The sequence below is a fragment of the Burkholderia sp. AU19243 genome, assembly GCF_018148075.1.
Lineage (GTDB): Bacteria > Pseudomonadota > Gammaproteobacteria > Burkholderiales > Burkholderiaceae > Burkholderia > Burkholderia latens_A.
In genome coordinates, this window is the sequence record NZ_JAGSTV010000002.1 from 83,685 (window position 1) to 97,859 (window position 14,175).

Sequence of the window (14,175 nt, forward strand, 5' to 3'; positions counted from 1 at the left end):
TAGATGGGCGCGTAACGGGAATTCCGATCGATTATGCACGATGGGATGATCGTGTCACTTCATTCGATTGCGAGGAACGTCATGCCCCAACCCGCTACCGCCATCCGCATCGGAATCGACCGCTACGGCGAGGCCGGCGTGCTGCGCCGGATCGACGCGCCCGTCGCGCCGCCCGGCGCCGGCGAGGTGCTGATTCGGCAAACCGCCGTCGGCGTGAATTTCGTCGACATCTATTTCCGTACCGGCGCGCATCCGTTGCCGGCGCTGCCCGATACGCTCGGTGTGGAGGCGGTCGGCGTGGTGGAGGCCGTCGGCGCCGGCGTGACGGCGCTTATGGCCGGGCAGCGCGTCGCGTATGCGGGACTGCCGACCGGCAGCTACGCGAGCGTCCGCGCGGTGCCCGCGGAACGCGTGGTGCCCGTGCCCGACGGCGTCGGCGACGACGTGGCCGCTGCCGGGCTGCTCAAGGGCATCACGGTTTTCATGCTGATGCACCGCGTGCGTCAGGTCAGCGCCGGCGATACCGTGCTCGTGCATGCGGCGGCCGGCGGTGTCGGGTTACTGGCAACGCAGTGGGCGCGCGCGCTCGGTGCGCGCGTGATCGGTACGGTCGGCTCGGCCGCGAAGGCCGCGCTGGTGCGCACGCATGGCGCAGAAGCGGTGGTCGATTACCGGGAGGCGGATTTCGTGGCGGCGGCGCGCGCGTTCGGCGGCGGCGCCGGCGTCGATTACGCGATCGACGGCATCGGCGGCGACGTGCTGATGCGCACGCTGGGCGCGGTCCGGCCGTTCGGGACGGTCGCGAGCATCGGTCAGGTGGCCGCGATCGGCACTCGTCAGACGATCGATCTCGACGAACTGGGGCCGGCACGCTCGATCGCGCTGGCGCGCCCGAGCGTGCTCGGCTTCATCGCGCGCGACGTCGACGGTTACCGGGAGGCGGCGCGCGCGACGCTCGAACGGCTGGCGGGCGGTATGCACGTCGAAATCGGTGCGCGGCTGCCGCTCGAACGGGCGGCCGATGCGCATCGGCTGCTGGAATCGCGGCAGACGACGGGCGCGGTGGTGCTGGTGCCGTGACGATGGCGCGCGCGACGGCCGCCCACGCGGTATCGGAGTGCGGACGGCGCCACGACGCGCCGATGCCGGCCCGCCGGCAGACGGTCAGCGCCGGTTGCGCAACGGCGCGCTCTCGACGAACCACGCAAGCACGAACGCGATCGCGATCACGCCGGCCGCCGCCAGGTACACCACATGCAGCGACCCGGAGAACGCGCGCAGATACGCGTCGCGAACCGCATCCGGCAACTGGTGCACGGCAGCGGGCCCCAGCGCGGGCGGCAAATCCGTGCCGGCCGCGAGCGCCGGCGCGAGCCGCGACTGCAGCCCGTGCGAGAACAGCGCGCCGAACGCGGCGACGCCGAGCGAGCCGCCGATCGAGCGGAACAGCGTCGCGCCCGACGTCGCGACGCCCATGTGCCGGAATTCCACCGTGTTCTGCACCGCGAGCGTCAGCACCGGCATCACCATGCCGAGTCCGATCCCGAGCAGTGCCATGTACGCATAAATCGTGTGCAGCGGCGTGTCGAGCGACAGCGTGGCCAGCAGCGCCATCGCGACGCCGCCGATGGCCGTGCCTGCGATCGGGAACGGCCGATACGTGCCGAGCCGCGAAATCAGCCGGCCGCTTGCGACCGACATCGCGAGCATCCCGCCCATCATCGGCAGCAGCTGGATTCCGGCTTGCGACGGCGTCGATCCCTTCACGACCTGCAGATAGAGCGGAATGAACGTGACCGATCCGAACAACGCGATGCCGACGACGAAGCCGATCAGGCTCATCAGCACGAACGTGCGCTGCCGGAACAGCGTGAGCGGCATGATGGGCTCGGCCGCGAGCCGTTCCTCATAGATGAAACCGCCCACCGCGACCACGCCGAGCACCAGCGTCATCCAAAGCTGCGGCGACGACCACGGCAGCAGCGACCCGCCTTCGCTGGTGAACAGGATCACGCAGGTGAGGGCGGTCGCCAGGAACGCGGCGCCCATGTAGTCGATCCGGTGCTTCACGTGCGCGGCATGCGGTCGGAACGCGATGCCGATCACCGCGAGCGCGACGAAGCCGAGCGGCAGGTTGATCGTGAAAATCCAGCGCCACGACAGATGTTCGACCAGGAAGCCGCCGAGCAGCGGCCCGACGATCGTCGCGAGGCCGTATACGCCGCCGAACATGCCTTGATAGCGTGCACGGCGATCGGGCGGCACGAGATCGCCGATCGCGGCCATCGTGACGACCATCAGTCCGCCGCCGCCGAGCCCTTGCAGCGCACGCAGCACGATCAGCTGCGTCATGTCCTGCGCGATGCCGCACAGCGCGGAGCCGGCGAGAAACAGCACGATCGCGGCTTGCAGCACGACCTTGCGGCCGTACAGATCGCCGAGCTTGCCGTACAGCGGCAGCACGACGGTCGACGATAAAAGGTACGCGGTGACGACCCACGACAGCCGGTCGAGGCCGCCGAGTTCGCCGACGATGGTCGGCAGCGCCGTAGACACGATCGTCTGGTCGAGCGCGGACAACAGCATCACGAGCAGCAGCGCGGCGACGATCAGGCCGGCTGGCGCGTCGCGACGGGCCGCGTCAGCCGCGGCCGGCACAAGGAGGGGATCGGTTCGCATTAAAGTATCTGCCATGGCAGGGAATTGCTGGAAATATAGGCGCGAATGATTGTCTGGTCAATTTCTGTCTGGCCTCTAATTGTTGCAGCGGTAACGGAAGATTGCCGCGAGGAAACATTGATCGCGATCAGCCAAAGGAGCGGACGGGCTCAAGTTTTTTGCAGGCAAACCGTAATCCAGAATGCCGCGGATCGATTGCCGCGGCACTTTTCATCGCTCACGTGCCGTCATGAACCTGAACGCCCTGTTTTCCCGTTTCTCGATCCGTACGCGGATTTTCTCCACGCTCGGTCTCGTCGCCGTGCTGCTCGTCGTATCGGGCCTGATCGGCCTTGCCGGCATGCAGAGCTCGAACCGTGCGCTCGACGAGGCGTATACGCGCCAGCTGGCCGCAAAGACGGCGCTGTCCGCCGCGAGTCTGAACCTGACGATCGTGCGCACGACGCTCGACCGCGCGATGCTGCATCCGGAGGCGCCCGACGTGCCGGATCTCGTCAAGAAAGCCGAGGGTTATCTCGCGAAGGCCGACGCCGCGTGGCGCACCTATGCGGCGATGCCGCACGACGGCGACGAAGGCCCGCTTGCGACGCGCCTGGACGCGGCGCGCCAGGCGCTGATCGGCCAGGGGCTGAAGCCGATGATCGACGCGATCCGCACCGGCCGCCGCGACGACGCTGACCGGCTGCTGATGACGGTCGCTCCGCCGCTGTCGGTCGCGCTCACGCAGGCCACCGATGCACTCGATGCATACCAGGCGGGGCGCGGCAAGGACGTGTACGACACCGCGCAGACGTATTACGGCTGGATGCGGGCGGGCGCGATCGCCGGCATCGCGTTCGGGCTTGCCGCGTGCCTCGGCTGCGCGATCGGCCTGCATTTCGCGATCACGCAACCGGTGAATCGGCTGCTGTCGCATTTCCGCCGTCTGTCGGACGGCGATCTCACGTCGGAAGTGCGCTGGTCGTCGCGCGACGAGATGGCCGAACTGGTCAAGGGCGTGACCGGCATGCAGCGCAGCCTCGCCGATACGGTGCGCCAGGTCAGCCAGGGCTCGGAAGCGATCTCGACCGCGACGCATCAGATTGCGGCCGGCAACACGGACCTGTCGCAACGCACGGAGGAGCAGGCGGCCGCGTTGCAGCAGACCGCCGCGAGCATGGAGCAGCTGACGGCGACCGTGAAGCAGAACGCCGATCATGCGGTCGAGGCGCAGGCATGCGCGGACACCGCGAGCGAGATCGCGACGCGCGGCGCGACGGTCGTCGGCGAAGTGATCGGCACGATGAACGAGATCGACCAGAGTTCGCAGAAGGTGGCCGATATCATCGGCACGATCGAAGGCATCGCATTCCAGACCAACATCCTCGCGCTCAATGCGGCGGTCGAGGCCGCGCGCGCGGGCGAGCAGGGACGCGGCTTCGCGGTCGTCGCGGGCGAGGTGCGCACGCTCGCGCAGCGGTCGGCGTCGGCCGCGAAGGAAATCCGTACGCTGATCGGCGAATCGGTCGAGCGCGTGGCGACCGGCTCGCGGCTCGTCAGCGTGGCCGGCGCGACGATGCAGGACATCCAGCAGGCGATCGGCCGCGTGACCGGCATCATGACCGAGATCGCAGCCGCGTCCAACGAGCAGCGCGACGGGATCGAGCAGGTAAACCGCGCGGTGTCGCAGATGGATCAGGTGTCGCAGCAGAACGCGGCGCTGGTCGAACAGGCTGCGGCGGCTGCCGCATCGCTCGAAGAGCAGGCGGAAGGGCTGCGCCGGGCGGTTGGCGCGTTCCGCGTGGCTTGACCGGAGCGGGGCGGGCCGCGGGCGGGGACTGCCGCGTGACGGAACGGTCGCCCCGCCGCGTCAGCCGGCCGTGAGCTGCGCGGCCGCGCGCGCCGACGCAACGAGCAGCAGCTTCATCGTCGCACGCGTCGCGCCGACGAACAGCTTGCGGGCCGCGCGCGCATCGAGCGTGTCGAAGTCGACTTCGGTGAGGATCACGCACGGCGCCGATTGCCCTTTGAACCGGTAGATCGAATCGAGCAGCACGTCGCCTTCCCGATATTCAGGGTTGCCGAACAGGTCATACTTGCCGGTGAAGCGCTTGACGCGGTGCGGCCCGAGCTGGTCGAGCGGCGCAAGTACCGAGCTTTCGCGGCCGCGATACGACAGCACCGCGATGTCCTGCTTGCGAAAGCCGAGCGACAACGCGTGCGTGATCGCGCGCTTCGTCGCATCGATGCAGGCTTGCGCGAGCGCGTCACCCGATGCGCCATCTTCTCCATATGACGACACCGACGGATCCGAACCGTCGAACGGGCTGCCCGAGCGCAGTTCGGCCGCGAGCGGCTCGACACGGCCGACGACGTCGCGCACGAATTCGAGCAAATCGCGCGGGCTGCGGTAGTTCGTCAACGCCTTCAGCGTGACCCAGCCCGGCAGCGCGACGGGCTCGCGCAGATAGAGGTTCTGCAGCGGATCCTCGAGCCACCACCATGCGCCGTCTGGCGCGAGCAGGCGCTCCAGCGCGGCCGCCCATGGCGCATGGAAATCCTGGCCTTCGTCGACGATCAGCACGTCGAACTTCCAGCGTTGCGTCACCGGCGTTTCCGCGAAGCGCGCCTCGAGCCGCTCGAATGCGCCGGGCGTATCGAAGTCGGGCGTATAGCCGCCGTCGCGCGCCACCCAGTCGCACAGCTGGTGGTAGTTCGCGATCTTCGCGCCGGGCGGCGCGATCCGCGCGATGTAATCGGCGAGCGGCCGGTTGAAGCACACGTACAGCACGCGCTTGCCGGCCGCGACCGCGTCGCGCATCGCCTGCACCGCGAGCTGCGTCTTGCCCGAGCCGGCGGTGCCCGTCACGCGCAGCCGGAACGGCGTGAACTCGAGCTGGCGCGCCCATGCGGCGAGCCCGCCCGACAGCCGCGTGACCAGCGTGCCGGCCTGGCCGACGAGCGCGCTCGTGTCCGGCGTGAGCGCGAGTTCGTCGGCGAGAAAATGATGCAATTTCGCCGCGTTCGGCAGCGGTTCTTCGTGCTCCGGCAGGATCTGCCGGATCACGTCCGCAAGCTGCGCCTTGCGCGACGCGTCGACGATGCGGTCGGCCGCGACGCCGGCGATTGCCGCGTCGCGGATCGAGTAGTCGGGGCAGTACAGCAGCGCATCGACGCCGTAGACGCCTGCGCCGAGCGCGGCCGTCAGGCGGCGGTGCAGCGTTTCCTGCGTGCGCGCGAGCTGGATCGCGACGTTGCGTTCCTTCTGCAGGTAGACCTTCACGAGCCCTTTCGGCGTCTCGCGCAGGAAGCCGGCCTTCTGCTCGATCAGCAGCACGCGGCCGGCCGCGCTCACGACGACGAACGCCGCTTCGCCGAACACCGAGTAGCCTTCGTCGGCGCGCGTCCAGTGCACGCCGTGATAGACGGTGTAGGTGTCCGGCAGCGCGTGTTCGAGCGCGGCGAGCGTCTCGCGCTCGCGTTCGGCCGCACCGGTGGCGGCAAGGCTTTTCCAGTCGTCGGGAATCAGGCGGGCCATGAAGTCGGGCGGCGGATGCCGGTCGTGAACGGTCCGGCTATTGTACTGACGAACCCGTGCACGACCGCCGCGCGGCGCGCAGGCCGGCCGTCCGCCGGTGATGCCGGCGGACGCAGCTTAGCCGCGTGCGAGCCGTTTCGCGAGATCGGCGCTCAGGATCGCCATGCGCGCGGGCTTCTCATAGCAGACGACGTCGAATGCGCGGATCACTTCGCTGATGTCCGCTTCGCTCGCGCGGCCGGTGAGCAGGTCGCCCGTCAGCACGAAGATCGGCGCGCCCGGATTGTCGGATGTGCGCACTGCCTTGATCGCGGTGGCGGCCGTGCTGTCGTCGAACAGCCATTCGGTGACGACCGCATCGAACGCCTGACCCTGCAGCGCATCGACGAACGGCGCGAGGCCGTCGAACGCGGCCGTCGCGAAACCCTGCCGTTCGAGATAGCGGCACAGCTCGGTCGAGCTGACACGATCGGGATCGATCACCGCGACGACCAGCTTGTCGCTCTCCGCGCGGCGCGGATAGATCTCGATCTTGTGCACGTCGTACGCGTTCTGATACAGCACGCCGGTATGGCGCAGCACGCGCCAGCGGCCGTTCTGTTCGTACGCGACGAACTCGGGGCGTGCGCCGGCTTCGAGCGGCGCGCCGATCCATGCGGTGCACGGAATCTCGGCGACGCCGGCATAAAGCACGGCCTCCTGGGAATAGGCGCCGACCATGCCGGGGTCGAGCGTCTGCGCGCCGAACAATTGAGCGGCGGGTTCGCCGTACGCTTCGGCAACTTTCTTGATCTGCGCGAGCGTCCAGGGACTGCTGCCGCGCAGTTTGCGGTGACCCTGCGAAAAGCTCAGGTCGAGGATGCGACACAGCTCGGTGGTCTGCTGGCGCTTGCCGATGCCGTTGCGGGTCATCAGCTCGCGCACGCGCTCGGCAACCGCGAGTGAATCCGTGGTGATTGCTTCAGTGGTCATGCTGCGGGAACGGATCGTGACGTTCAGAGCGACGCCTTGCGGCAGTCTCGGCGGACAGTCTTGACGACGTCCAGGGGCGAGCCGACCGGCCACGCGCGGAAAAGATAACTTTACCGCAAAACGGCTGTCATTCCATGTCGCGAAAAGTGCGTTTCTGTGAAAGGTGTGTCACGAAGTTACGTCGGCGACGGCGGCCGACGGCAGGGCGGTGGCCCGTTCGCAACCGTCCGGCGCTTATCGCCAGGAAACGGCAGCCGATTGCTCGCGGGGCGGCGCGCAATCCGGGCGGGCGTCCGCGCGAATGCACCAAGGCAGGGCGCACCGACGGGTTTGCCGCCGGCGCATCGTCCGCCCGCGCACGCGACAAATTTTTACATGCCGCTGCGCGCGGGCCCGGGCGGTGCCGCATCTTATACGCGGATCGGCCGACGGTTTACTCTAATCGCCGATGACGCCGGCCGCCCTCCGGCGGCTGTGAAAGCCACGGGGGCCCATGCTACGATTTCGCCGTCTCAAAAATGCGTTGAAGCGATGCAGAAGAAATTTGTGATGCGCGGGTACGAGATGAACTGCGAACCGCGCGTGACGGAAAACGGCAAATACGCGGCCCAGGTCGAGGTCACGAAGCTGGGTTTCAGCCGCGAGGCGGCGTTCCGCAAGCTGGGCGAATTCGATACCGAGGCCGAGGCCGTCGCCTATGCGAAGAAATTTTCCGAAGAGTGGTTGAGCCGCTACGCGTAGTGCGTGTTCCGCCCGTGCAACGCGGGCGCCGGCCGACCGGCACATCAACGGACGGCGACGAGCGGCGCGGTTCCACGTCCACGAATCGTTCCGGTGACGAAAGAAGCGCGCCCGGCGCGGTAGCACGCCTGCTGCTTCGGGGGGCGATCGATTCGTATTGATCCTTGCCGGTTGCGAAGACTGGTGGAAGAGTCGTAGCACCCGAATCGACATCGTCGATGACGAAGCGGGCAGTCACCCGCGTCGCACGATCAGCATCGAACCGTATCTGAACGCGGGCATGGCGGGTCACGTGATCGCCCGGCATGCCCGCGAAGTCGTATCGATGTCGATCGAGCAGTTGGCACGGCTTCGGCCGTTCGATCGCGCGGCCGGCAGCCGCGCCCGCCACACCCGCTGATTCCGCTCTGGTCGGGGGCAGTCCGGCGGCGGCGCACCGACTTTCCTCGTTCCGAAGCGGCTTGCTGGCCGGCAGGCCGTCGTCCGTTTCTACCCGCCGCGTGTCGCGTGTGTGCTTGTCGCGCGCGGCGCCGCATTGCGCGCGGATTGCCGACGCGTCAGGTTTGAGGCTGCGCGTCGCGCATCGTGTCCGCCGCCGCGACCACGGGCGGGGACTCAGCCTGCGCATAGCCGGCGTCGTGACTGCGCTCGCGCGCCCTGACGCGCGTGCCGCCGTGGCTGCCGGAGCCGAACACATCGAGCAACGCGCGTCCTCTCGGCGTCAGATGCACGCGGCGGTGTCCGTGGGCGCGATGTTCGAGCATGATCAATTGCCGCTCGAGCAGCGCGTCGATTTCGGCACGGGTTGTATCGAGCTGATCCGGCGCATGACGGATCAGCATCAATGTCGCGAATTCGTGTGGACTCAGCATGGTCGTCTCTCATGGTCAATGCATTGGGCACACGGCAACACCACGCGCGACGAACCGGTGCGCGATCGTGCCGCAGCCTGCGTGGGCGATAACGCATCGAAACACGCAGCGCGCGACGCGCGACTGCGTTGAGCGACACCTAAAGTAGAACAGGCGATGCAAATTTCAAGGGGCCGTTCGAGACATCGCGAATGGAGACGTCGCCGCACTTTCGACATCGCGAAAGAGCAGACGTCGGCCGCGGCCCGCATCGCGAAGAACTCATCCAGCTGCCGGCGCGCAACGCGTATGCGAGGGGGCTGTTTCGCCCGTCCAGGCCGGACTCCGGAGCGGGCTCGACAAGCCCGTCGACACACTCGACGCCGTGCCGCCCGGAGCCGCCGTGTCCGTTGCTTTGCCGCTTCGGGCGCGACGCCGTTCGCGCCGCACGCCGTATCGTCTGCGCACGCTTCCCCGCACCCCGTTTCGCTGAAACATTTTGTTACATACGCGTCTCCATCTGCCCCTTGAAGCGCGCGGCGCCGCCACTATTTCGCCTTTCGCCAAACGATGGCACGGCCGCGCAGCGTCGTTTCGCACGTGCATGCGCCGCCGGATTCCCTTATTCAGGTGATCTCATCGCTCAGGAGATGAAAATGCAGATTCGTCCCCTCTACGACCGGGTTATCGTCAAGCGAATCGAACAGCAGCGGACGACAGCCTCCGGCATCGTCATTCCGGACTCCGCTGCGGAAAAGCCCGAACAGGGCGAAGTTGTCGCGGTCGGCAGCGGCCGGCTGCTCCAGGACGGCTCGCAGCGCCCGCTGCAGCTCAAGGTCGGCGACCAGGTTCTCTTCGGCAAGTATGCAGGCCAGACCGTCAAGGTGAACGGCGAGGAACTGCTCGTGATGCGTGAAGAGGATGTCATGGGCGTACTCGAACCCGAATCGCAGCCCGCGCGGAAAGCGGCCTGACGTCGATTCGGCCGCGCGGCGCCGGCGTGCGCCCGGTGTGCGCGGCATTCCGTTCAACGACTTTATCCGGAGCAATCAAAATGGCTGCAAAAGACGTGAAATTCAGCGACGGCGCGCGAAGCCGGATCGTCAAGGGCGTGAACGTCCTGGCCGATGCCGTCAAAGTGACGCTCGGGCCGAAGGGGCGCAACGTGGTGATCGAGCGCAGCTTCGGCGCGCCGGTGATCACCAAGGACGGCGTATCGGTCGCGAAGGAAATCGAGCTGAAGGACCGCTTCGAGAACATGGGCGCGCAGATCGTCAAGCAGGTTGCGTCGAAAACCGCCGACGTGGCCGGCGACGGCACGACCACCGCCACCGTGCTCGCTCAGGCGATCGTGCAGGAAGGCATGAAGCATGTGGCGGCCGGCATGAATCCGATGGATCTGAAGCGCGGCATCGACAAGGCCGTCGGCGCGGTGCTCGACGAACTGCGCAAGCTGTCGCGGCCGATCTCGACCCACAAGGAAATCGCGCAAGTCGGCGCCATCTCCGCGAACTCCGACGAGGCGATCGGCAAGATCATCGCCGACGCGATGGAGAAGGTCGGCAAGGAAGGCGTGATCACGGTCGAGGACGGCAAGTCGCTCGACAACGAACTCGACGTGGTCGAAGGCATGCAGTTCGATCGCGGCTACGTCAGCCCGTATTTCATCAACGATCCCGACAAGCAGGCCGCGTACCTCGACGACGCGCTGATCCTGCTGCACGACAAGAAGATCTCGAGCATTCGCGATCTGCTGCCGATTCTCGAAGCGGCGTCGAAGGCCGGCAAGCCGCTGCTGATCGTCGCGGAAGATGTGGAGGCCGAAGCGCTCGCGACGCTCGTCGTGAATGCGATGCGCGGGATTCTGAAGGTCGCCGCCGTCAAGGCGCCGGGCTTCGGCGACCGGCGCAAGGCGATGCTCGAGGACATCGCGATCCTGACCGGCGCGACGGTGATTTCCGAAGAAACCGGCAAGCAGCTCGACAAGGCCACGCTCGACGATCTCGGCCGTGCGAAGCGCGTCGAGGTGCGCAAGGACGAGACGATCATCATCGACGGCGCGGGCGACGCGGCGCGCATCGACGCGCGCGTGAAGTCGATCCGGGTGCAGATCGACGAGGCGACGAGCGACTATGATCGCGAGAAGCTGCAGGAGCGTGTCGCGAAGCTCGCGGGCGGGGTCGCGGTGATCAAGGTCGGCGCGGTGACGGAAGTCGAAATGAAGGAAAAGAAGGACCGTGTCGACGACGCGCTCCACGCGACGCGTGCGGCGGTCGACGAAGGGATCGTGCCCGGCGGCGGGGTCGCGTTGCTGCGTGCACGCACGGCACTGTCGGACCTCAAGGGGGCGAACGCCGACCAGGACGCCGGCATCCGGATCGTGCTGCGCGCGCTGGAGGCCCCGCTGCGCGTGATCGTGGCGAACGCAGGCGAGGAGCCGTCCGTCGTGATCTCGAAGGTGCTCGAAGGCAACGGCAACTTCGGCTACAACGCGGCGACGGGCGAGTACGGCGATCTCGTCGAAGCCGGCGTGGTCGACCCGACCAAGGTCACGCGCACCGCGCTGCAGAATGCCGCGTCGATCGCCGGCCTCGTGCTGACGACGGATGCGACCGTCGCCGAAGCGCCGAAGGAAGAAAGCGCCGCGCCGGCGGCGTCGCCGGAACTCGGCTATTGATCCGCACCGCAGGCAACGCCTGCGGTGATCGATCCGCCGCTGGCCGGAGCGGCACTGTTCGGCGCGCGCGACAATGGGGCGCGCGCGCCGTTTTTTTCGTTGTTGGCGACACCGATCATGAAACTCGAACTGCTGATCGATTCCAGGCCGCTCCCGATCGAGATCGACGACGTGGTGGCCGGGCTGCTCGTGGCTCGGCTCGGGCTTGCGCCGGACGGCGATCATCGCGACGCGATCGCGCGTTACCTCGGCGAAGCAGCCGGGCCGTGGACGCTCGACGACGACCATATGCGCAAGCGCGTGATGCGCCGGCTGATTCTCGATGTTGCCGATCCGACGCTCGTGATCCAGTATCTGATGGCCGACCAGCCCGATTCCGGCGCTGCGGGCGCCTGACGCTTGCCCGTCGCGCCGGAAGTTCGGCTATCGCTTCGCCGGCGCGTCCGCCTGATCCCGCGCGAGATAGGTGCGCACCACGCCTGCCATGTTGTGCTCCAGCCAGGCGGCCATCGCCTGTTCCTCGGGCAGGATCCGTTCGCAGATCTCCATCGTCTCGCGGTCGCCGACGAATCGTGCGGCCTCGATCAGGTTGCGATATGCGGCGATTTCGAAGTGTTCGAACGTGTAGCTGGCCATCCCGCCCTTGGCTATCTCGTCGGTCGCGAACATGCCGGCCAGGCCCTGCACCCATGCCATCGTCTTCGCGCCGACGTCCTTCATCGTCGACACCGAGCCGCCGCGCCGCTCGATGCACGTGCGCAGCAGTCGCGCCTGTTCGCGCGTTTCCTCGATGTGCTGCTCGATGCGCCGCTTCAGATCCGGATAGTGATCGATCCGGCCGGCCATCGACGTGAGCATCGTCTCGGCCTGTTCTTCCATGGCGTGCGCGTCGCGCAGCCAGTCCATCAGATGTTCATCGCCTGCAGTCGTGTCGCTGGTCATTGCGTTCTCCATTTGGGGACGAAGAGGCGCCCGTCTCGACGAGCAGGCGCCCGACGTTGACGTTCATGCGCCGTCCGGCTTGCCGGCGGCGCCGTTCTGCGGAATCGGCGCACCGGCGCCGAGTTCGGCGCCGGTTGTCGGATCGCTGTCCGGATCCGATGCGAGCCGCTGGGCCATCGCTTCGATCGCGTCCGCCTGCCGTTGCTCCAGCATGCCTTCCGGAATGCCGGTGCCGCCGTCGACGGCCGGTTCGGCCGGGCGGATCTCGAGGTCGCCGCCGTGGTTCCACGGACCGACCAGCGGCTGCGCGTCCGGCTGCATCCGGAAATACACGCGGTCATACGGCTCGACCGGCGGCAGCTTGCCCGGCGGGAAGTTCGCGGTGATCGCGTACAGCGCCTTCTCGAACGACTTCTGGTGCGACACCTCGCGCGTCATCAGGAAGCCGAGCGCGTCGCGGATGCCCGGATCGTCGGTCACGTTGATCAGCCGCTCGTAGATGATCTTCGCGCGCGCTTCGGCCGCGATGTTCGAGCGCAGGTCGGCCGTCGGTTCGCCGATCGTGTCGATGTACGCCGCCGACCACGGCACGCCGCCCGAATTCGTCAGCGGCGAACCGGCGCCGTACAGCAGTTGTGTCACGTGGCTGTCGTTGCCTGCACCGTGCAGCTTGCGGTACAGCTCGGCCTGTTCGTCGACCGCCTCGGCGAGTTCACCCTTCGCGCCGCGGTTCAGCATCGCGACCAGCGAGCCGATCACCTCGAGGTGGCTCAATTCCTCGGTCGCGATGTCGAACAGCATGTCCTTGCGGCCCGGATCCTCTTCGGTGATTGCCTGCGTGAAGTAGCGCATCGCGGCGGCGAGTTCGCCCTGCGGTCCGCCGAACTGTTCGAGCAGCAGGTTCGCGAGCCCGGGGTTCGGTGCGTCGACACGCACCGTGTACTGAAGCCGTGTGTTGTGAATGAACATGGAATCTCCATAAAAGAGGTTGCGCGAAGTTCGCGGTGTCGAAACAGCACGACGCGATCAGCACGAAGCGGTCCCGCGCGCGAAGAACGGCGCGGTACGCGAATCGCGCGCCGCAGGCACGCGCGATGCTCGGCGCTCCGGGCGGCACGTGCGGGCGACACCGTAGGGTTTGCTTCGTCCTGTCGCGCAAGACGCGTGCGTCGGCGCACCACGGGCGCCGCGACGACTTTCGATTCCGGAGACGACATGCAAATGGACAACGAATCACGCGGCGGGGAGCCGAACCAGCAAGGTGCCGGCGGGACCGATGCGCGCGCAGCCGGGAATCCGGTGACGCGCGCATTCGAGCGCTTCGCGACTGGCGTGACCGCATGGGCCGGCTCGCCCGTCGCGTTCGGCTCGGCGGTGGCGATCACGGTCGTGTGGCTCGCATGCGGGCCGATCTTTCATTACTCGGATGCGTGGCAGCTCGTGATCAATACCGGCACGACGATCATCACGTTCCTGATGGTGTTTTTGCTGCAGCGTAATCAAAACCGCGACAGCGTCGCGCTTCATCTGAAACTCGACGAACTCGTCGCGGCAACGCGCTCAGCGAGCGATCAGCTGATCGGGATCGAGAATGCGTCGGAGGAAGAGTTGCGCCGTCTGGCGAACGCATATCTGGAACTCGCGAAGCGCGCAGCCGTCGACGGCCGCGCGGCGGCATGCGACGCACCCGATGCGGCGCACGAGCCTAGCGGCGTGTCGTGACCGGCGACACACGCTGCCGGGCTTACAAGCGGTTGTCATTTGGATTGCATCGGCCATGCCGCGGGCGACGCCGA

The 14,175-nt window shown here is 67.3% G+C and carries 14 protein-coding genes; 8 read left to right on the top strand and 6 right to left on the bottom strand.

Annotation, left to right across the window (positions count from 1 at the left end):
- Positions 1-81: 81 nt before the first annotated feature.
- Entirely contained in the window at positions 82-1,080 is a 999-nt protein-coding gene (locus KDW55_RS03850; protein ID WP_212161190.1) for a quinone oxidoreductase, read from the top strand.
- Between the two features lie 84 nt (positions 1,081-1,164).
- Here KDW55_RS03850 and KDW55_RS03855 read toward each other — a convergent pair whose 3' ends face one another.
- A complete protein-coding gene (locus KDW55_RS03855) occupies positions 1,165-2,679 on the bottom strand; it encodes an MDR family MFS transporter (protein ID WP_059547279.1) in 1,515 nt (504 codons plus the stop codon).
- A gap of 229 nt (positions 2,680-2,908) precedes the next feature.
- On the opposite strand from KDW55_RS03855, the gene KDW55_RS03860 reads away from it, so the two are divergent.
- A complete protein-coding gene (locus tag KDW55_RS03860; RefSeq protein WP_069243097.1) occupies positions 2,909-4,468 on the top strand; it encodes a methyl-accepting chemotaxis protein in 1,560 nt (519 codons plus the stop codon).
- 60 nt (positions 4,469-4,528) lie between these two features.
- On the opposite strand, the gene KDW55_RS03865 is transcribed toward KDW55_RS03860, so the two are convergent.
- Positions 4,529-6,196 (bottom strand): ATP-dependent helicase, encoded by a 1,668-nt coding sequence (locus tag KDW55_RS03865; RefSeq protein WP_040140163.1) that lies wholly within the window; start codon positions 6,194-6,196, stop codon positions 4,529-4,531.
- A gap of 117 nt (positions 6,197-6,313) precedes the next feature.
- On the bottom strand, positions 6,314-7,168 hold the full coding sequence (locus tag KDW55_RS03870; RefSeq protein WP_040140161.1) for a helix-turn-helix domain-containing protein: 855 nt from the start codon (positions 7,166-7,168) through the stop codon (positions 6,314-6,316).
- Positions 7,169-7,699: 531 nt separating this feature from the next.
- Here KDW55_RS03870 and KDW55_RS29710 point away from each other — a divergent pair.
- Complete coding sequence (locus KDW55_RS29710; protein WP_034195215.1) at positions 7,700-7,909, top strand: hypothetical protein; 210 nt, start codon at positions 7,700-7,702, stop codon at positions 7,907-7,909.
- A 157-nt stretch (positions 7,910-8,066) separates the two neighbouring features.
- Positions 8,067-8,309 (top strand): hypothetical protein, encoded by a 243-nt coding sequence (locus KDW55_RS03880; protein WP_212197871.1) that lies wholly within the window; start codon positions 8,067-8,069, stop codon positions 8,307-8,309.
- Positions 8,310-8,466: 157 nt separating this feature from the next.
- On the opposite strand, the gene KDW55_RS03885 is transcribed toward KDW55_RS03880, so the two are convergent.
- The gene (locus KDW55_RS03885) at positions 8,467-8,781 is read right to left on the bottom strand and encodes a hypothetical protein (protein WP_212148100.1); all 315 of its coding nucleotides are present in this window, start codon (positions 8,779-8,781) and stop codon (positions 8,467-8,469) included.
- Positions 8,782-9,416: 635 nt separating this feature from the next.
- Between KDW55_RS03885 and KDW55_RS03890 the strand changes: the two genes are divergently transcribed.
- The 3 genes from KDW55_RS03890 to KDW55_RS03900 all read left to right on the top strand — a co-directional run bounded on the left by KDW55_RS03890 (position 9,417) and on the right by KDW55_RS03900 (position 11,833).
- Positions 9,417-9,734: a co-chaperone GroES gene (locus KDW55_RS03890; RefSeq protein WP_040141180.1), complete on the top strand. Its 318-nt coding sequence runs from the start codon at positions 9,417-9,419 to the stop codon at positions 9,732-9,734.
- Positions 9,735-9,814: 80 nt separating this feature from the next.
- Positions 9,815-11,437 carry a chaperonin GroEL gene (groL, locus tag KDW55_RS03895; RefSeq protein ID WP_040140155.1) on the top strand — a complete coding sequence of 541 codons (1,623 nt, stop codon included), beginning with the start codon at positions 9,815-9,817 and terminating at the stop codon, positions 11,435-11,437.
- Between the two features lie 117 nt (positions 11,438-11,554).
- A complete protein-coding gene (locus tag KDW55_RS03900; RefSeq protein ID WP_212161188.1) occupies positions 11,555-11,833 on the top strand; it encodes a hypothetical protein in 279 nt (92 codons plus the stop codon).
- Positions 11,834-11,860: 27 nt separating this feature from the next.
- Here the strand turns inward: KDW55_RS03900 and KDW55_RS03905 are convergent, their stop codons facing one another.
- On the bottom strand, positions 11,861-12,379 hold the full coding sequence (locus KDW55_RS03905; RefSeq protein ID WP_212197872.1) for a ferritin-like domain-containing protein: 519 nt from the start codon (positions 12,377-12,379) through the stop codon (positions 11,861-11,863).
- A 63-nt stretch (positions 12,380-12,442) separates the two neighbouring features.
- Positions 12,443-13,348 carry a manganese catalase family protein gene (locus tag KDW55_RS03910; RefSeq protein ID WP_040140154.1) on the bottom strand — a complete coding sequence of 302 codons (906 nt, stop codon included), beginning with the start codon at positions 13,346-13,348 and terminating at the stop codon, positions 12,443-12,445.
- A gap of 252 nt (positions 13,349-13,600) precedes the next feature.
- Between KDW55_RS03910 and KDW55_RS03915 the strand changes: the two genes are divergently transcribed.
- Positions 13,601-14,101, top strand: coding sequence for a low affinity iron permease family protein (locus KDW55_RS03915; protein ID WP_156789100.1), 501 nt, complete (start codon positions 13,601-13,603; stop codon positions 14,099-14,101).
- Positions 14,102-14,175 lie beyond the last annotated feature (74 nt).

What these genes read in the sequence shown, in the direction of transcription:
- KDW55_RS03850 (WP_212161190.1), top strand. Translation starts at nt 82, where the DNA reads ATGCCCCAACCCGCTACCGCCATCCGCATCGGAATCGACCGCTACGGC.
- KDW55_RS03855 (WP_059547279.1), bottom strand. Translation starts at nt 2,679, where the DNA reads ATGCGAACCGATCCCCTCCTTGTGCCGGCCGCGGCTGACGCGGCCCGT.
- KDW55_RS03860 (WP_069243097.1), top strand. Translation starts at nt 2,909, where the DNA reads ATGAACCTGAACGCCCTGTTTTCCCGTTTCTCGATCCGTACGCGGATT.
- KDW55_RS03865 (WP_040140163.1), bottom strand. Translation starts at nt 6,196, where the DNA reads ATGGCCCGCCTGATTCCCGACGACTGGAAAAGCCTTGCCGCCACCGGT.
- KDW55_RS03870 (WP_040140161.1), bottom strand. Translation starts at nt 7,168, where the DNA reads ATGACCACTGAAGCAATCACCACGGATTCACTCGCGGTTGCCGAGCGC.
- KDW55_RS29710 (WP_034195215.1), top strand. Translation starts at nt 7,700, where the DNA reads ATGCAGAAGAAATTTGTGATGCGCGGGTACGAGATGAACTGCGAACCG.
- KDW55_RS03885 (WP_212148100.1), bottom strand. Translation starts at nt 8,781, where the DNA reads ATGCTGAGTCCACACGAATTCGCGACATTGATGCTGATCCGTCATGCG.
- KDW55_RS03890 (WP_040141180.1), top strand. Translation starts at nt 9,417, where the DNA reads ATGCAGATTCGTCCCCTCTACGACCGGGTTATCGTCAAGCGAATCGAA.
- groL (WP_040140155.1), top strand. Translation starts at nt 9,815, where the DNA reads ATGGCTGCAAAAGACGTGAAATTCAGCGACGGCGCGCGAAGCCGGATC.
- KDW55_RS03900 (WP_212161188.1), top strand. Translation starts at nt 11,555, where the DNA reads ATGAAACTCGAACTGCTGATCGATTCCAGGCCGCTCCCGATCGAGATC.
- KDW55_RS03905 (WP_212197872.1), bottom strand. Translation starts at nt 12,379, where the DNA reads ATGACCAGCGACACGACTGCAGGCGATGAACATCTGATGGACTGGCTG.
- KDW55_RS03910 (WP_040140154.1), bottom strand. Translation starts at nt 13,348, where the DNA reads ATGTTCATTCACAACACACGGCTTCAGTACACGGTGCGTGTCGACGCA.
- KDW55_RS03915 (WP_156789100.1), top strand. Translation starts at nt 13,601, where the DNA reads ATGGACAACGAATCACGCGGCGGGGAGCCGAACCAGCAAGGTGCCGGC.